14 protein-coding genes are annotated in these 17,970 nt (G+C 40.9%); 4 read left to right on the forward strand and 10 right to left on the reverse strand.

The window, feature by feature from the left end; genetic code table 11:
- Nucleotides 1-6: 6 nt before the first annotated feature.
- The 4 genes from ABJF11_RS13740 to ABJF11_RS13755 form a co-directional block, all read right to left on the reverse strand.
- The gene (locus tag ABJF11_RS13740; RefSeq protein ID WP_348120449.1) at nt 7-2,367 is read right to left on the reverse strand and encodes a TonB-dependent receptor; all 2,361 of its coding nucleotides are present in this window, start codon (nt 2,365-2,367) and stop codon (nt 7-9) included.
- A 4-nt stretch (nt 2,368-2,371) separates the two neighbouring features.
- Nucleotides 2,372-2,800, reverse strand: a complete 429-nt coding sequence (locus ABJF11_RS13745) for a transcriptional repressor (RefSeq protein WP_348120450.1) — start codon at nt 2,798-2,800, stop codon at nt 2,372-2,374.
- Nucleotides 2,801-2,878: 78 nt separating this feature from the next.
- Complete coding sequence (locus ABJF11_RS13750) at nt 2,879-5,143, reverse strand: T9SS type A sorting domain-containing protein (RefSeq protein WP_348120451.1); 2,265 nt, start codon at nt 5,141-5,143, stop codon at nt 2,879-2,881.
- A 259-nt stretch (nt 5,144-5,402) separates the two neighbouring features.
- Nucleotides 5,403-9,515, reverse strand: a complete 4,113-nt coding sequence (locus ABJF11_RS13755; RefSeq protein WP_348120452.1) for a T9SS type A sorting domain-containing protein — start codon at nt 9,513-9,515, stop codon at nt 5,403-5,405.
- Nucleotides 9,516-9,958: 443 nt separating this feature from the next.
- On the opposite strand from ABJF11_RS13755, the gene ABJF11_RS13760 reads away from it, so the two are divergent.
- The 4 genes from ABJF11_RS13760 to ABJF11_RS13775 all read left to right on the forward strand — a co-directional run bounded on the left by ABJF11_RS13760 (nt 9,959) and on the right by ABJF11_RS13775 (nt 12,996).
- A complete protein-coding gene (locus ABJF11_RS13760) occupies nt 9,959-10,336 on the forward strand; it encodes a BlaI/MecI/CopY family transcriptional regulator (RefSeq protein ID WP_348120453.1) in 378 nt (125 codons plus the stop codon).
- Complete coding sequence (locus ABJF11_RS13765; protein WP_348120454.1) at nt 10,329-11,558, forward strand: M56 family metallopeptidase; 1,230 nt, start codon at nt 10,329-10,331, stop codon at nt 11,556-11,558. Before ABJF11_RS13760 ends, ABJF11_RS13765 begins: the two co-directional genes overlap by 8 nt.
- A gap of 135 nt (nt 11,559-11,693) precedes the next feature.
- Nucleotides 11,694-12,488, forward strand: coding sequence for a hypothetical protein (locus ABJF11_RS13770; RefSeq protein ID WP_348120455.1), 795 nt, complete (start codon nt 11,694-11,696; stop codon nt 12,486-12,488).
- Nucleotides 12,481-12,996: a hypothetical protein gene (locus ABJF11_RS13775; protein ID WP_348120456.1), complete on the forward strand. Its 516-nt coding sequence runs from the start codon at nt 12,481-12,483 to the stop codon at nt 12,994-12,996. The genes ABJF11_RS13770 and ABJF11_RS13775 overlap by 8 nt, the downstream gene beginning before the upstream one ends.
- A 14-nt stretch (nt 12,997-13,010) precedes the next feature.
- Here the strand turns inward: ABJF11_RS13775 and ABJF11_RS13780 are convergent, their stop codons facing one another.
- The 6 genes from ABJF11_RS13780 to ABJF11_RS13805 all read right to left on the reverse strand — a co-directional run bounded on the left by ABJF11_RS13780 (nt 13,011) and on the right by ABJF11_RS13805 (nt 17,951).
- Nucleotides 13,011-14,168, reverse strand: coding sequence for a DUF2235 domain-containing protein (locus ABJF11_RS13780; protein ID WP_348120457.1), 1,158 nt, complete (start codon nt 14,166-14,168; stop codon nt 13,011-13,013).
- Between the two features lie 24 nt (nt 14,169-14,192).
- Entirely contained in the window at nt 14,193-14,843 is a 651-nt protein-coding gene (locus tag ABJF11_RS13785) for a hypothetical protein (protein WP_348120458.1), read from the reverse strand.
- An 11-nt stretch (nt 14,844-14,854) separates the two neighbouring features.
- Nucleotides 14,855-15,487: a DUF998 domain-containing protein gene (locus ABJF11_RS13790; protein ID WP_348120459.1), complete on the reverse strand. Its 633-nt coding sequence runs from the start codon at nt 15,485-15,487 to the stop codon at nt 14,855-14,857.
- Between the two features lie 222 nt (nt 15,488-15,709).
- Nucleotides 15,710-16,675, reverse strand: a complete 966-nt coding sequence (locus tag ABJF11_RS13795) for a hypothetical protein (protein WP_348120460.1) — start codon at nt 16,673-16,675, stop codon at nt 15,710-15,712.
- A 167-nt stretch (nt 16,676-16,842) separates the two neighbouring features.
- Complete coding sequence (locus ABJF11_RS13800) at nt 16,843-17,739, reverse strand: hypothetical protein (RefSeq protein ID WP_348120461.1); 897 nt, start codon at nt 17,737-17,739, stop codon at nt 16,843-16,845.
- Complete coding sequence (locus ABJF11_RS13805) at nt 17,736-17,951, reverse strand: helix-turn-helix transcriptional regulator (RefSeq protein ID WP_348120462.1); 216 nt, start codon at nt 17,949-17,951, stop codon at nt 17,736-17,738. The genes ABJF11_RS13800 and ABJF11_RS13805 overlap by 4 nt, the downstream gene beginning before the upstream one ends.
- Nucleotides 17,952-17,970: the final 19 nt, after the last annotated feature.

Raw genomic sequence — 17,970 nt, forward strand, 5'->3', positions numbered from 1 at the left:
CTATTGTTACTTAATTGCAAAAGGAATCTGAAAGGAAATAACGAAATTTCTCCCTTGCTCTGGCAGGTTAAGCAAACGATATCGGCTCAAATGATTATAATACTCCTTGTTCAATAGGTTTTGCGCTGAAAAAGAAAGTTGGCTGACAGTATTTTCCCCTAAGCGTATGCCCATGCCTGCATTCAACCCAAGCAGCCAGTAGCCAGAAGTAGTATTTTCATTTCTATCCACTCGGTTTTGATCAAATACCCATTTCGCATGGGTTCCCAAATGTATATCCTCAAGCCAATCATGATTCAACTCAAAGCCATATTCTAATTCAGTATACAACGATCCAGGAGGTGTGAAAGGCAAAGGTAATTTGGTGTCTAGATTATAGTTGTATACATATTCATAGGCTGCACGCCAATGAAGTGCTTTTAAAGGATGGAATTCCATGGCGATCTCTGCTCCTGCAAACAAGGCATCGTTTTGTCGATATTGATAAATTTGACCACTCTCTGCAGGTAGAAATGGGTTGAAGTCTGATGAAAACTGAGTGGTAGCCGCCAGATAAATAAACCCGTCAAAGTAGGAGGTAAATGGGGTGACTACCAAGCTAAAATCTTTCTCTTGATAACTTAAACCAAAATCCATTTGGACTCCTCGTTCGGTGCCAAGGCTGCTATCTCCCAGTTCATATCTAAAAGTACCATGATGAAGGCCATTAATAGATAGCTCATTGGGCGAAGGAACTCGATAACTTGTTCCAAGATTCAATTTTAGATTGATACGTTCATTTGGGTAAAAGGACATTCCCAATGCGCCAGACACATTGAAATATGTTCTGTAGATGTCTTCATTGTATTGAAAAAAGTCAGAGTCATCAGATTCGCTGTATCCGGTAATATCTCGAATAGCATAGTCCACCCGCAGCCCACCGGTGACAGTAAAACGATTGGCCCAGCTATATTCTTCATACAAAAACAACCCAATATTACTAGTCCTAAACTTGGGCAGCAAAAAAGCAAAACCACCCCAATCATGCCATTGATACTGCCCTTGTATACCAATTATCCGTGTGCGAGATTCTGATGACTGCCAAAAATAACGTGTGTTAACACTGAGCGTTTGCAAATCCAGTCCATGTTCTTTTGTACCGTCTGGCCCTTCTTGCTGTCCATGTGCCGTTGGGTCCGAATGTTCTTCTCTTTGATTTCGCTGATATCCCCAATCCATTTCAAGCCAGTGGCCTCCAATCAAAATATTGGAATTTGAAGCTACCTTCAGGTGTTTTGTTTCCTGCCTGGGTATGTCAACATTTCTATACGAACCGTCATGATCGAGCTGATAGGATCGCGGAATTCCGACAGCACCCACAAAAAGCCCTGCTTTTTGATGAAAATTACTTAGAGTAAGTGTCGAGTAGCCCCAACTCTTTTTAATGCCTGACATCAAGGTAAAATTTCTTTCCTGACCGGCTGTGTTTTTCAGACGTTCATTATAGATCGGTAATATATATCCATTGTAGGTGAATTGATCAGCAGGCACACGGTAGTCACCGAAGTCCTGTGTACTAAATCTCCCGCGATACACCCAATCATTCTTCTTACCCTGAACGACGGTGGATGAACCGACCAAATGATTATTGGATTTATAAATCCCTTGAATTGAACCTTCAATTTCCTTGTCCTGCGGTATGGCCGGTGGAAAGATATTGATAACACCACCTAAACCATCCGATCCATACATTAATGAACCTGGTCCTTTGATCACTTCTACCCTGCCCGGCTCAAACATATCAATCTCCAAACCATGATCTGTTCCCCATTGCTGACCTTCTTGTTTTACCCCTTTATCGTTCACAATTACACGGTTGAAGCTCATACCTCTTATCACAGGTTTAGATATTCCCACACCAGTATTGATTGCACTGATACCCGGAATATCTTCTAAGGAATTGACGAATGTTCCCTTGCGATTCTTAGCCAAAAATTCAGCATCAAGGATTTCCATGGATAAAGTCTGTTCCTTAGGCCCAGTCTTATAATGATTGGATTCTACTATGATTTCGTTGAGCTCTAGCGCGGTGCTTTCAAGATATACTCGTAGGTATTCTCCTTGCCCTCTTATACTCTTCACCATAGTCTGAGCTTTGAAGCCCATGTAACTAATATGCAAATGATAGGTAGCTGGCCGAATGTTCTCAAACAAAAATTTGCCTTCAATGTCTGTGACTATGCTAACATCCAACTCATGAATACTTACAATTGCTCCCGGAAGCGGCTCCTTAGATTCTGCATCATAGATCACACCAGACAGCTGTAATTGGGCCAATCCAGAGGTGCTGGCTAATAGCCCTATAATCAACCAAAAAAAACACTTCATGATATTATGCCTCAATACTACAAGTCCCACACACACCGTTCACTATTACATCTACAGCCCCCAGCTTATAATCTTGAGGAAGGCGTATGTTAGGCAACGAAACTGACTCTTCTATACACTCCAGTTGCCCGCATGTATTACATTTAAAGTGAAGATGATCATGGTGATGCTTTGTCGGGCTACATGTGTCAAAGCAAATACCATAGGAAGCAATGCCACTATCATTGGGGATTTTATGCAGTACCCCACTATCAATAAAACTATGAAGTGTGCGATAAAGGGTTACGCGATCATAAGCCGCCAAATTTTCTTCTAAGTCTTTTTGAGAAAGCGCTTGACTCTTGTTGATAAATAGATCCAATACATCCAAACGGCAGTCAGTGACTCGTAAACCATGTTTTTTAAGTATTTCCTTACGTACTCTCGTTTCCATACTTGCAAACATAGACTATTTGCAACTTAATTGCATATAATATTAGACTTTCTATTTCCAAGAATTAATGCGAAATCATTAGAGGGTCACTACTAGTTTTCTGAAGTATATCTGACTACCGGAGGATATCAGAATATTGTAAATTCCTGAGGTGATCGCGCCTCCTAGCTCAAAGGTCATAATTCCGACACCAGACTGAGTTTGATGGTCAAGTTTGGTTCCATCAGCACCAAAAATTTCGATAGTAACAGGTATTTCAAAAGATTGTGAAGATGTCAAATACAAGATTCGACCCTGACAAGGATTGGGATACAAGTTAAAAAAGTGATTCTCAACAGTATTTAGCTCAATGGTTTGCGAGTAAGTAAACTTCCCGTCATTATCGGTTTGTTTGAGTCGATAATAAACCTTGCTTTCTAGTAGGCGCTTGTCAATATAGAAATAATCACTTTTTGTATTTGTGTTACCAGCTCCGTGCAAAGTGTCAATTGAGATAAAATTGGTTGCGTCTATAGACCGTTCGAGCGTAAAATAGTCGTTGTTGATTTCACTTGCGGTGGTCCATCTAATCTCCGAACTTTGGCCAACGATCTGAGCATCAAATGACAAAAGTGTTATTGGCAACGGAGAATTTAGGTTAGACAGTGTCCAGGAGGAAAACGAATTGACACTACTCACCAAAAATGTGTTAGTGGTCACATTTACATTTCCACCAATAAGCACCCACTCATCCGTCCCTTCATCATACTGCTGAGCGACCATTTGGTCCTCTGAAAAGTTATTTCCCTGGAGGTCCACTTCGCTATAAGTGAAAGTAAGATCGGCGGTAGGATTTGTTGAATAATTATCCAAATCAATAATCCAGAATCTGTCCATGGCATTTTCAGAACTATCGTCACCGGCCTCATTGTTGGTATTAGTGACTCCGCTCGGGTAAGGGGTATTATCATTAGCAGTAGGATAGGTAGCGACCGAAAGTGTACCGGTACCACCATCATTGGTGCCAGCAGACGTCACATCAAAGGTAAAGCTGAGGTCTGTGCCATCGGACATGCCAAATGGGATGATATATATACCCGTAGTCTGATCTATCTGCCAAACGATTTTACTCATGCCATCGGTTGTTTCACTTATTATATACGAACTACCATCGAAATTAACGGCTGCTGGATTGCTATTGGCAATCGTGAGATCAAAGCTTTCAAGAGATAGCACTCCTGTATTATTCAAAATCAATGAGTTCAATGTCATATCAGCAGTCAGAGATGTATGGACAGTGCTTGAAAAAATTTCTATCCCGTCATTGTCAATAATGAGCTGGCCTTCATTCGTATCATGAGCTTCTTCTTCCAGATAGATCGTTCCGGCAGCACCGTTTTCTCCCAGACCTTCACTTTCACCACCAAATACAGAAAAAGTTATCATCATAGAAGAGAAATCTGCTGAGAGGGCCGTCAGCACAACAGCAATACGGCCTCCACCTCCTGCTCCTCCGCTATTTTCTTCATCCTCAGAAAATCCACCATCTCCTGTAATGCGACCATTACCGCTAATCGTCCCCGTGGTAATAAAAACACTCCCTCCAGAACCTCCACCAGAAGAATTAGAAGCCCCATTGGCTGAAATTGAGGTACTTGCATCCATACTCATTGCTCCGCTAATAGTCAATTTGATTGCACCTCCTCCTGAGCTGACATCACTGCCACTACCAATATTGATTGGTGCGGTTATAGATCCGTATGTAGAGGCTGTAGTACCCGTCGGAGTGCGATCACCACCTATGCCACCATAAGCTCCTCCATCTCTACTACTAGCCGTCGGTGCACCAGGTCCGTAGTCTGCATTATAGCCCAAACCATCTGCGTTGATTTCAGCCCCGTTGGCTAAAGTAAAATCACCATTTACAACAAGATCTAAGGTGTATAGCTCAATCGAAGAATTGTCAGCATGAGTAATGATACCATTATCCAAAGTGAGATCGCCATCGACGGTGATAGTTGTAGATTGTCCGGTAAATGTGCCTCCATACTGTACCCAGTGGCTACCGCCTATGGTAACATCATTCCCGAGCTGCTGAGATATATTCCCAGTATAGCCTGCACTTATATTTATGCCGGCTATATTAACAACCGCATTCAGGCTACAGTCTCCAGTACCATTGGCGTCAAAATAGGCAATATCGGAAGCACCGGGTACTGAGGAACCTCCCCCTCCTCCTGTGGTAGTAGACCAATTATTCGTATCATTCCAATTGGCATTGACTGATGAGACCCAGAATCGGTCAGCCGCAAATGAATTATGCCAAATAAGAAAAATGCTTGCTGAAATTATGATAATCCTCATGTCATAAATATTCTATATAAATTATTTATCGGTAAATGAGGAGAGGTTGGTTCAAGCGGATGAATAGGAATAAAATAGAGTAGATTAATTGCTATACATTCTCTACTTATATTTCACAATAGAAATATCAGAATATCAGTAGGACTGAATCGGACGTCGAAAGGAATAAAACGGACAAACAGGGTGGGGAAATTACCTATAGATTACTAAGGCGAAGATAGTATCCATCTATACCTAATAACTCAGCTCATCAAAATCACTATTGAGCGATTAACACCTTTCTGAAATACTTCTGACTACCCATTGAAATAATCATATGGTAGGCCCCTGGCTTAATATTATTGTCTAATTGAATAGCTATCTGGCTGCTGTTTATAAAATTTTGCTCAAGAAACTTTGTACCATCTGATCCAAAAATTTCGATAGTCACAGGAAGATCTGTTTCTTTAAAAAATTCCAGATAAATGACTGGTTCAGTACAAGGATTGGGATATAGGCTGAATAGGTGAATATCTAAAATATCTATGTCTACGACACCTGAATAGGTGTAGATACCATCTAAATCAGTTTGTTTGAGTCTGTAATAAACCTTGCTTGTGAGTAAGGTCTGATCTACATAATAATAATCTATTCTTGTATTACTATTGCCTGCTCCTGGCAAATTGGCCACAGAGTTAAAATTCGCAGCATCAGTGGATCGCTCTAAGGTAAAATAGTCATTATTGACTTCGCTAGCAGTCGTCCATCTCAGTTCTACATTTTGACCATCGACCTGAGCGTCAAAAGCTAAAAGTGCAATGGGCAACGGAGAATTCATATTAGAAAGTGTCCAAGGAGAAAACGTATTTACATTACTTACAGATAATTGGTTTGTTGTGGTATTTACATTTCCACCAACAAGTACCCACTCGTCTATATCCTTGTCATATCGTTGAGATACCATCAGTTCTTCTGAGAATTCGTTGCCCAGTAGGTCAGCTTCATCATAGGAAAAGGTGAGATCAGCAGTTGGGTTAGTTGAATAATTGATCAAATCAATAATCCAAAATCTGTCTAATGCATTTTCTGAACTATCATCACCAGCCTCATTGTTCGTGTTGGTCACCCCTGTTGGGTAGGGAGTGTTATCATCAGCCGTTGGATAAGTAGCTACTGATAGTTCCCCTGTACCACCATCATTGATACCGGATGAAGTCACGTCAAAAGTAAAGCTCAGATCGGTACCGTCTGAGGCTCCAAACGGGATAATGTAGGTGCCAGTGGTTTGATCAATTTGCCATACAAGTTTACTCGCACCATCAGTTGACTCACTGAGTACAAATGAGCTAGCATCAAAATCTATGGCATCTGGATTGCCATTGGCAATTGTGAGATCAAAGCTTTCAAGAGATATTACTCCTGCATTATTCAAAATCAATGAGCTCAATGAAACATCAGAAGTCAGCGGTGTATAGACAATACCTGGATTGACATCTAGTCCATTGTTGTCTATGATAAGTTTTCCTTCATTTGGATTGTCTTCGTCTTTTTCCAAATAAACAGTACCGGCAGCACCGTCTTTGCCAGATCCATCGCTATCTCCTCCATAGGCCGTGATTGTACCACTTACAGAGACAAAATCTGCAGATACACCTGTGAGAACAATAGCCACACGGCCTCCTCCTCCTGCACCTCGACTGTTGCCTGATCCGCCTCCATCTGCTGATATGATGCCACTGCAAGAGATCGTACCTGTGGTAATAAATACGCTACCTCCAGAACCACTGCCGCTAGCTGTGGCTCCCTGAGCAGTAATCGAGCTGGTAGCATCAATCGTCAAATCCTGACTTATTGTTAGATTGATCGCTCCTCCACCTGAGCCGCTCCTTCCCCCACTACCAATATTGACAGGCGCTAAAAATGAACCATAGACCTCTTGAGCGGTTCCGTCCGCAGCATCGTCGCCTCCTATTCCGCCATAGCTGCCTCCGTCATAGCTTCCTGCGACAGGTTTTCCAGGCCCGGCCTCGGCATCATACCCGAGGCCATCGGCATTGATGGTAGCACTTGATAAGGTAAGGTCACCGTTAATTGTTAAATCCAGCTTGTAACTTTCAGTGGTAGAATTTTTCAGATGAGTCATGCTTCCACCATTGACAATACTGACATCAGCGGTGATCGTCTTTGGTTCATTCAGACGGAGTGTCCAATTATCTATGGTGAATGTAGCCGGACATATAAGATTGCCGTCCCAGTTGATAATATTGGTTGGATCATCAGAAACTATGTTGTCATTTTGTAGATCCAGTGTAGTACCAATGGGAAATCCAAAAATACCTTTGTTTTTAATTATGAGCTCATACACAATCCAAGTATCCCCTGATGGTATTGGCGTATAGACGGCCTGATCATTTGCATACAGATCGTTGTTGTCAATGATAAGTGCTCCTGCTCCGCTACTGTCAGCTTCTTCTTCTAAGTAGACGGTACCCGCAGCTCCATCTTCTCCATTTCCATTGCTATTTCCTCCATAAGCAGAAATAGTTCCAGCTGATGCGAAGTCTGCTGACGTAGCCGTAAGGATAATAGAGATTCTACCCCCAGCACCTCCGCCGTGACTAGTTGATGCTCCTCCATTAGCTGCGATAATGCCAGTGCTACTGATTGTGCCCGTTGTAATAAAAATACTGCCTCCAGCTCCTGCACCACCATTTGCATCACTTCCGTTGACTGTAATCGAGCTGGAATTATCAATGTTTAGCAATTGGCTGACTATTAACCTGACTGCTCCACCACCTGAGGCGTGATCTCCACCACTTCCAATATTAACTGGCGCTGTAAAAGACCCATAGGCTGAGGCGGTAGTGGTGTTTAATTGATTGTCACCACCAATTCCTCCATGACCACCCCCATCATAGCTATTACCAGAAGGTGTACCTGGCCCGTATCGAGCGTCGTAACCTAAGCCATCGGCTATAATATTGCCTCCATTTGACAGGGTAAGATTGCCGTTGACGGTCAGATCAAGCGTGCTACTTTCTGCGGTAGAATTATCCTCATGAATGATACTGCCACCGTTGGTCAATGTTACATCAGAGGCTATAGTTTGTGCGCCAATTAACACAAGTGTCCAATTGTCTATGGTGAATGTTGAAGGAATCAAAAGTGTACCTTCCCATTTAAGTACATTGTCGGAGTCGTCGGAAGTAATGTTGTCATTTTTCAAATCAAGTGTGGTACCACTTGGAAACCTTAGAATTCCGTTGTTTTGAATTTTCAATTCATAGATTTCCCAGGTTTCACCTGAAGGTATGGGTGTAAAAACTACCTCTTCATCGGCAGATAAATTATTATTATCAATGATCAATTCACCACCGCCAGCAACATCTGTTTCTTCTTCCAGGTAGACCGTACCAGCTGCTCCGTCTTGCAACGATCCGTTACTATTGCCTCCATAAGTGGTGATCGGGCCGGTTGCCAATGAGAAATCAGATAACGTATTGGTAAGTATGACAGCCACACGACCACCTCCTCCTCCCCCTCTTCCATTACTTGCACCTCCACCATTACATGTGATGGATCCGCTACTTATGATACTTCCCGCCGTAATAAAAATACTGCCACCAGAGCCTCCGCCTCCGTTTGGACCGTAGGAACCGTTGGCTGTTATAGAGGAGGTAGCATCAATATTCAATGTTTGGCCCACATCAAGTAGTACGGCTCCGCCTCCGCTAATATTATTGGAATAACCAGATCCTCCACTGCCAATCGTTGTAGGAGCAATATAACTTCCATAAACTGATGAAGTCACGCCATTGTTACCTTCATCTCCACCTATCCCACCATGGCCTGCTCCATCTAAGGCACTTGATGTTCCCGGACCATTTTCTTCATCATAACCTAGTTCATTTACATCCATGGTTGCACCGTTAGATAAAGTAAGATTACCCGTAACTGTAAGATTTAGTTTATAGATTTCTGTGGAAGAATTATCCGAATGAGTAAGAGTAGCGTTGTCAAGCGTCAGATTTCCGTTCACAGTGATTAGCGTAGTCTCTGCCATAAAAATACCTCCGGACTGAATCCAGTGGTTAGCACCTACGGTAATGGAATTGCCGAGTGATTGAGTGATATTGCCTGTATAGGCTGCATCTATGTTCAGACCGTCTATATTCACGACTGCATCAATACTACAATTCCCTAATCCGTTGACATCAAAATAGACAAGATCCGAAGACCCAGGTATCGATGCTCCGCTACTTCCACCAGAAGTAGTAGACCAGTTGTCCGTATTATTCCAATTTGCACTTGTGCCTGCGATCCAGTAGCGGTCAGCGGCATAAGATTCATTACATGTGAGCAGTGTGAAAAATATTGCTGTGATAATCCTCATTTTGAAAGTTTTGATTTCAATAAAAAACCTGTGATTCTTAGGGAGAGGTCGGTTTATTGAATTAGGTAAACGTGGCTGCTGATGAGAGATTAGTAGTCTTTTCCAATCAACTGTACAGTTCGCAATATCCATAGATCGAAGGGATCAAATCAGACGTCGAAGGGAAGAAATAGGCCATTTATTACTTAAGTTTTGCCAAGTACCCACCCATGCCATAGGAATACACCTATCATATTTTTGAGCACCAATACTAAAAAGGTAATAACATGAGAATACGCTTATAACAATATGAAAAAAGCCTGATTTGCCAATATAATAACGTATACATCAGGTTGAAATGTGCAATAATTCAGAGTTGAAAACACTAATATTAATCATAATATTACATATTTAGTTTTATAACTAAATAATTAGTTGTAAATTTGACCTGAAAATTGATACACATGAAAGAACTAACTAAAGCAGAGGAACATGTCATGAAGGTCTTGTGGCAAATAGAGCGAGGAGTCGTTCACGATATCATTGCGAAATTGCCCGACCCCAAACCGGCCTACAACACGGTATCGACGATTGTCCGAATTTTAGAAACCAAAGGATTTGTAGATCATAAGGCCTATGGCAAGACTTATGAGTACTTCTCAATCATAGCAAAAAAGGATTACTCCAAATTCTATCTTTCCAACTTCATGGACGGTTACTTTGGTGGGTCATTCAAAAATCTTGTTTCTTTTTTTGCAGAAGAGAATGAATTGGACATCAATGAGATAAATGAATTGATTGCACTTGCTAAAAAAGACTCCAAATCAGACAACCATGAATAGTATTTTAAATTTTTATCTTGAATCAGGTTTCTCAATTGCATTATTGACCTTGTTCTATACCCTGGTACTCCGTCAGGAAAAATCCTTTGTGTTCAATCGGTTCTATTTGATCTCTAGTGTTCTGCTTTCTTTATTGATTCCTTTTTTGCGTATTGATTTGGACACCATTGGAAGTCAAACCGTAGGCACCACCCTACTACTCGATACCGTGGAATTTGGAAATCAACTGGATCAAAGCACATTCCTGAATCCTGGCTTATGGATCTGGCTCTATACAATAGTCTCCTCTATGCTGCTATTTAGAATATTCTATCAAGTTAGGAAATTGCTCAAACACGAGGGAATATCAGTCGACCATCATGATCATCGACTCATAACCCTAAGGGACAGTGTTGAGGCTTATAGTTTTTTGAATATGATCTATTTGGGGGATCAAATCCCTGAGGCAGAAAGATCAGCCATACTTGCCCATGAGCGCGTACATGTGATGGAAAAACATTCGATTGATGTACTACTTTTTGAAATAATCAGTGCCGTGCTATGGATCAATCCAATTTACTACTTGCTCAAGAGGTTGGCTCGTGCTAATCATGAATTTTTGGCCGATGCTCATGCTGTGAATGGCTATAATAAAGAGCAATATGTGAAAGCACTCGCCAGTCATGCCATTCAAAAACAAGGCTTGTCTCTTGCGCATCCCTTTTATACGTCATCAACCTTAAAACGAATCAAAATGATATATAGACAAAACAATAAAACTATGAAAATCAAACAAATATTACCCTTTGGATTGGCCTTCGCTCTCATTGTGATCTTTGGATGCGAAGATGCAGCACAGCAGCTGAGTGAACAAGACGATATCACTGCCGCTAAGACGATATCAGATTATACTATGAAAGATGGCGCGTATGACATGGTGGATGTCCAGCCTGCTCCCGCAGGTGGTATGACCGAATTCTACAGCTACATCACACAGAACTTAAAGTACCCTACAGCCGCAAAAGAAGCTGGTGTTGAAGGTCGCGTATTTGTGCAGTTTATTCTCGATGAGTCAGGGAATTTCAAGGATGTAAAAGCGATAAAAGGTATCGGATCTGGCTGCGATAAAGCGGCTGTAGAAATCGTCAAGAATGCACCCAAATGGACACCGGGTCTAATAGATGGCAAGGCGGTTTCAGTTCGAATGGTATTGCCGATTAGCTTCCACTTAGGCAAAGGATAAAACATTATCTATTTCAAGTAAACTCACTTCAAGATTGGAGTGAGTTTTTTAGTTTCGTATCAATCCAGGACAAAACTGACAAGAATTTGAAGTTCATATTGCAGATTGTAGTTCAATACTATTATTATTGGCGCTGTGAAAAAAATCAAGCCCCTGCTCTGGATTCTGTTTTTGCTATTTACTTGCAAGTCGTTTATCATTTCATTTTTGGATACCATGCCACCAGTATTGGCAGAGTCCTGCCTGGAGTTTAGTCGAGAGGCATCCTTTGATATACACCACCAAAGAGACTGGGAGGACTCCAAAACTGATGCCGACTTTTGTATGTCTTTTAAGATTACCAATCGGGATCTGCGCACGGCCAGCGTTCATAAAAATCAACTTAAAAACCCTAGTGCAAATTCATATACTGAATTCTGGGGCAAGTTGTATCAGCAGCTCGCAAAAGCAGACAATGACAAGATTCATTCACTGCTGGACTCCTTGGATCAAATAGCTAAAACAAATACACTAGACTACACCGAATTTGCTCATGTGGTCGTGAAAATGGTCCAAGATATTCCATATCAATATATTCTCTCTGACAAGTGCACGAGCGAACACAGTGATTATCCTTGCTACGGCAATCAACGGTTTGGCATCACTTCACCAGTTGAATTTCTATATACGCTCAAAGGAGATTGTGATTCACGTACAGTACTCATCTACACCATATTAAGCAATTTTGGCTATGACCCTGTTGTGCTGATCAGTAGAGAATATCGACACTCCATGCTGGCTTTGGACCTCCCGGCTACAGGAGAGTTTATAAAAATTAGTGGTAAAAAATACTACTTTTGGGAGACAACCGGCACGGGCTGGGAGCCAGGAATCATCCCCCCGGGAATGGACAATAAAAACTATTGGCATATAGCGCTCAAACATGAATAACGATATCTTTTTTCTCGGTGTAATAGAAATTCTGTCTGCACTAAGTATGGGACTGGTGATTCTGTCTACTACATACAAACTGCTCAAATGGTATGGCGAATGGAAATTCAACATTGGTCACAACAATGCGGCCTATAGTATTTTTATAGCCAGCGTGCTTTTTGGAATGGGACTCATGGTGAGTGGCACTATCGAGCCTATCGTGTCATCCTTTAGGCTTTTGGCCAATGCAGAGGACTCCAGTAGTGGCCTCATCCTATCGTTTTTGATGCGAGGAGGAATCTATATTCTAATCGCCTATGTGGCCGGATTGCTAATCAGTCTGATGGGTATTATGATCTACTCGGCGCTTACGCCAATCGATGAATTTGTTGAAATGAAAAACAACAACATTGGCGTTGCCATCATATCTGGGGTAATCATAGTCACCTTGATTCTGCTCACCAAGGATGGTGTCGGTCTGGTCATAGAATCATTAATTCCATATCCAGAGTTGCCTCCCAGGTAGGTAAACAAAATTAATTAACTGACTACTTCGTAATCACCACGGAGTACTTTTACATTGAATGGCATATATTGGAAATTAGTAACTTGATCTACTCGAACGCCATTGACTTTCTTCTTTTTTTCACGCACTGAATAGGTGTTGCGTTTAGAAGATATTTCGTGATAAATCTGATGAATCAAAGGTTTCTTAGATGATTTTTTTCCGTCCGACTGAGTCTTAATTTCCCTTACACTACTTTTCCAATTTAATCCCTGAAGGTGAAGGTGTACTACCTCGACACTTTCACTGACGTATTTGTCATAAGCCTCTTGATCAATTAGAAATTCTTCTATTTGATTTTCTGTATGCCAGGCCGTCAACTTCTTAAACATGTAATGAAGTGTGATTTGACCAATTTCATTGCGCAGATAACTTCCACCCACATCAGAATGCACGCCTGGAAACCAGACTTCATGAGTGACATTTTCCTTATGGTTCATTAGGGAAGGTACGAACTCATTTCTCGTTTCGTCCATAGCCAACAAATGCACCGCTCTGTTTATATTTTCTGCTATATGCTGATCCGTAAACATATCCTTTTCCCGAAATCCTAACATTCTCAGGAAATTATTAGGTGCACCGAATGAACTGACGGTGTCCCACACACCTACAAATTCTATTCTCACTTTCTTTTCTTTACTTCGGTCATACTCTACCGCATCTATTCTCTGTTCGATGACATTCGTTTCTTTGTTTACTTTAGGCTTCAGCGTAATCTTTACGCTGGCAGGTATCCCTTCCTTATGAATTTTGGAAGCCAGAATTCTAGCTGCAGCCGAACCACGACTAAAACCAAAAATGTAAATTCTATCCCCATTCTGCCACTCCTGAATAAAACGTGCATACGCGCGATCAACAATCGCATGTACTGCCTTGCCATCTGCTCCCTTCCACAGTTTGCCAAGGAGACTGTTGTCATTGTCATTGCCCACACCGCGATGATATCGCACTATTTGCTTATCATGATCTCTACGGAAAATACGCGATAGATTGACCACATTAGTTACTCTCCCATTGCCCTGTTCACCTGTTTCATCGTTCCAGGTGCCATCCAATAAGACGATATGTTTGCGCTCCTTGGGTGCTGCATCGTGGTCTTTAATATACTGTTGTACGAAGTTTAATTTTGCCATGAGGTTAAGGATGTTGGTTTAGATTTATTTTTGATATTGTTGGTCTAGTAAAAGCAAAGTATCTGAAAAGACTTTCTTTTGAATCAACCGCTCAAGCTGTTCCGAACTCCATTCCACTTCAAAAAAATCTTCCTCGCTGTTAGAAAAAACAGGATTGATACCTTGTTCTTCAAGCTGATCTATATTGGGATAGCACACAAGTATTTTATGATTGCCAAGAGCACTCATCAGAAATATCTCCCACCATTGATTATCGCTTTTCACATTGAGCATGTACTGATCGCCAACAGCCCGAAGCACAGCCTTCCTGCCCAGTTGAGCCTCTAAAACTTCTCTCGTTTGATAATACGCACTATCATTATTGACTACATAAGGATATCCTGTACCCATTATTTTTTGCTGGGCAGAATCATAAGGATACACTTTTCCATCATAAAACAGTGCATATCGAGTAGTATCTTCATTGTTATAAGGCAGAGCAATATTTTTGTATTCTATATTGGCAAAATAAAATTTGGTGACCACTATTGAATCACTCCCATCTGTCCATATCCCACGAAACTCTTCTGGGAAGACATAAATATTCCTGGCATCAATCGGCTGTGGTCGATCAAAATAGTGCTGGCTACATGAGGAAATGATCGACATCACTCCTATGAAAAAAATGTTTCGCATGGTAAAAGTGTTTAATTCGTTTTATCCGCCATGACATACCCACCTTTGGTCAGCCAGGAAAATCCAAAAGATACAAGTGCAAGCGTCTCAGCCCAAAAGGTATATTCAAATGCAGAATCACTCCATAATTTACTATATATAGGAATACTTACGATACAAAATATAATGACCCATCCACAAGCCTTATAAATTCTATCTCTGATTCTTTTTTCAGCAGTTCTGTTTGCGTCATTATCATCTTTGGTTTTTGTGAATAACACAAGCGAGAAAATGGCGAATGTTACAAATAATGAAGCAGCGCAGCCATAATGAATCCAGCCTATGGTTGTAATATCACCTTCGAGTGTCGTAGGAAACCAAGCTACTCCAAGCGCAAAAATTCCGGCAAAATTACCAGCCCAATCATCACGCCAATCAAATCCGGTATAGAAAAACATAAACAGCGCAACAGCACACAACGCACCTATAAAAACCCGCCCCATGGTACTATAATAATAATGGCTGATCGATGGCCAGGACTCACAATCGAACAAATGCGTACCAGCTAGCAGTACGAAAGGAAGACATATCCCAATCCACCCGACTGTTTTTCTCAGGGCAAGATATGAATGCGTATGATCAAGGTATTTTTTAGGTTTTGGCATAGGTTAGGTACATTGGTGAGCACTGAAAGTTAGAAAATATAGGACTAACTCACAACCAACTACTTAAGTAGTAATATCGCAACAGTCTCATAGCCACCAGTGCGATAGGACGTTGGCAATAACTTGCTCATCAGATGATCAACTAAGTGCATTGAAGAACAATATACCTCTCAACCGAACTTCACATCCGAATATATTGAAAAATAAATCTGAGTTTTTCACTTAATACACCTTATTCATTTTACTGCCATATTTGAAATAGTTATCAGTATATGATTCTATAAAATCTTCCAGATTCATACTTCCATCATATTGATAGGTAACCTTGACACCAACATACGTCTTATCACTTGGCCTAAGAGACGCCTCTGTATTACTAGCGCCGGGGTACTTACCTTTGCCTGCAGTAAACTCCTCAAAATATGTGAGATAAGCTTTCGCATTTTCTTCGCTTTCCACATATCCAGTAATGTACATTTCGAACCGATCTGAAAAATTGTAAAGATCATAAGACAATTCGAGCTTGTTGGAAGCATAAACCCAATGGCCTATTGCGCCATCAATGTCGGGTTCTTCAACAAAATCAAAAAGACTTTCATCTTCTGCATAGTATGGAAACCATTCATTATCAAGCCTTGAAAGTGGCTGCTTCAGGTTTTGCTTTTTCGTCTTCAAAAAAAGCTTCTTATGCTGAGCCACCAAACCTATATAAGCCTTGGTCATTTTATTCCCATTTTTCACCATATTCCCCATAATACCAAAAGGCTTGCTTGCCTTGAAGACTACTTTAACACTTGCAATTGGTTTCGACTTTTCTCCTTTCTCAATTTTGATAAACGAATCTTCCCCAAAGTGATGCTTCAATATATCTTCTAAGCCGTATTTTTCACTACTGATTAAATCTTCGTATAGTGTAGAGACCACAGGAGGAAAAATGGTGGTAATTATATAATGATCTCCCTTGTTCTGTAGGATATAATTCAATGTCACAGTTCTGAGCAAGTCGGGATCGGTTGGGTGCTCAGCTTCAACTTCCTGACCTACAGCATAGGTATCCTCCGAAATTTGTTTTATTTCTTTGAAATTAGTGTCAAATGATAGCAAGGCTTTTTGAAAAGTATCATTAGACACCTGCGAATAGCTAATTTGAGCTAAAACAAGGAAAAAAGTAATAAGTATGATTTTCATGATTATGTTTTTATTTCTTCGAACTTTTATAATTGGTGCCTTCACACTTAGGCTTACCTAACTCATTGTCAACAGCTGGTTAAGTGCTTACTATTCATTTTCAAGAATTACATCTTCTCTAGCCAAATGAGCCTTTTTCAGCTTCTGCTACTTGCGAATGACTCCTGTCATTTCGACTTTTCCTTTACTGCTTCAAGGTCGGCAAACATGTCATCCATTCCTTTTTTAATCATTTCCAATACATTAGCCTTATACTTTGCTTTGTCTCCTATATAATTCCACATATTGGCGCTAGCATTCAACACATCTATTTCTTTTTGTTCAACATCAGTAAAAAAGTCTTCAATTCCCTTGGCATTATTGCTACCAATATATCCTCCAACTTTTCCCTTTTGCCATGTAGTTGCCGTCAGCGTGTTAGCAGCAGTTAGTTGTGGGAATGTCCTTACGGAAGCAGTACTCCCCAATGCTGCTGACTTAAAGGTGATAAAATTGATTGTTGACGAAAACCCGGTATTGAATCCACTGAATTTTGCATCATAACACAATCCATGTGCACAGTTACCCGCAAGGGCTAGTGGTCCGGACCCAGAATATGGAATATTTTCTCCTTCAGGCCAGGCCATCATGTTATGATTCTTTTTTGTATGATTGTCTTCTATACCTCCAGTCCGAATCGTAGCCTTTCCCTTTTTTTCCGCCTTACTGTACTTTTTTGAGGCCACAATTTGAGCTATACTAGGAGATGCTACCTCCACTCCTCTTTTTTTCCATTGCGCTTTGAAATATGCATAGGCCTCATTTACAATTTCCTGAGCAAGCGTTTCGTCAATCTCTGATAAGTCAGCTCTAATGCCAACCTGAGCTCCACCTCCTCCAATATCCTCACCAAACCCGTATAGAATTAGATTAATTGAAAAATTATCGAGTACCATTTCATTGGTTTCTACCAAAAGGAGCTTGTTTTTACCCATTATAGTATTTTTTGTCTTTCCCATTTCAATCTGAGAAAACAGCGGGTTAATACACCCAGCAATTAGTACGATTGTAAATATTCGTTTCATGATCTTTTTATTTGTTTCGATTGTTTTACTTCCAATACCTTTTTCACCAAACCTACAACAGTCCGAGTACCTGTTTTCAGGTAAATGTTCTTTCTGTGACTTTCCACGGTCTTTTCACTAATTTCCAACCGCTGAGCGATAGCAGCATTTGACATTTCCACCAGTATTAGTTGAAGTACTTGATTTTCCCTATGGGTCAATGAGTTGTGCATGAGCAAGAACATTTATTCA

Source organism: Reichenbachiella sp. (assembly GCF_039941815.1).
Lineage (GTDB): Bacteria > Bacteroidota > Bacteroidia > Cytophagales > Cyclobacteriaceae > Reichenbachiella.

Excerpts from the sequence above, each read along its gene's own strand:
- ABJF11_RS13790 (WP_348120459.1), bottom strand. The coding sequence starts at position 15,487 with ATGCCAAAACCTAAAAAATACCTTGATCATACGCATTCATATCTTGCC.
- ABJF11_RS13805 (WP_348120462.1), bottom strand. The coding sequence starts at position 17,951 with ATGCACAACTCATTGACCCATAGGGAAAATCAAGTACTTCAACTAATA.
- ABJF11_RS13780 (WP_348120457.1), bottom strand. The coding sequence starts at position 14,168 with ATGGCAAAATTAAACTTCGTACAACAGTATATTAAAGACCACGATGCA.
- ABJF11_RS13755 (WP_348120452.1), bottom strand. The coding sequence starts at position 9,515 with ATGAGGATTATCACAGCAATATTTTTCACACTGCTCACATGTAATGAA.
- ABJF11_RS13785 (WP_348120458.1), bottom strand. The coding sequence starts at position 14,843 with ATGCGAAACATTTTTTTCATAGGAGTGATGTCGATCATTTCCTCATGT.
- ABJF11_RS13800 (WP_348120461.1), bottom strand. The coding sequence starts at position 17,739 with ATGAAACGAATATTTACAATCGTACTAATTGCTGGGTGTATTAACCCG.
- ABJF11_RS13760 (WP_348120453.1), top strand. The coding sequence starts at position 9,959 with ATGAAAGAACTAACTAAAGCAGAGGAACATGTCATGAAGGTCTTGTGG.
- ABJF11_RS13750 (WP_348120451.1), bottom strand. The coding sequence starts at position 5,143 with ATGAGGATTATCATAATTTCAGCAAGCATTTTTCTTATTTGGCATAAT.
- ABJF11_RS13740 (WP_348120449.1), bottom strand. The coding sequence starts at position 2,367 with ATGAAGTGTTTTTTTTGGTTGATTATAGGGCTATTAGCCAGCACCTCT.
- ABJF11_RS13775 (WP_348120456.1), top strand. The coding sequence starts at position 12,481 with ATGAATAACGATATCTTTTTTCTCGGTGTAATAGAAATTCTGTCTGCA.
- ABJF11_RS13765 (WP_348120454.1), top strand. The coding sequence starts at position 10,329 with ATGAATAGTATTTTAAATTTTTATCTTGAATCAGGTTTCTCAATTGCA.
- ABJF11_RS13745 (WP_348120450.1), bottom strand. The coding sequence starts at position 2,800 with ATGGAAACGAGAGTACGTAAGGAAATACTTAAAAAACATGGTTTACGA.
- ABJF11_RS13795 (WP_348120460.1), bottom strand. The coding sequence starts at position 16,675 with ATGAAAATCATACTTATTACTTTTTTCCTTGTTTTAGCTCAAATTAGC.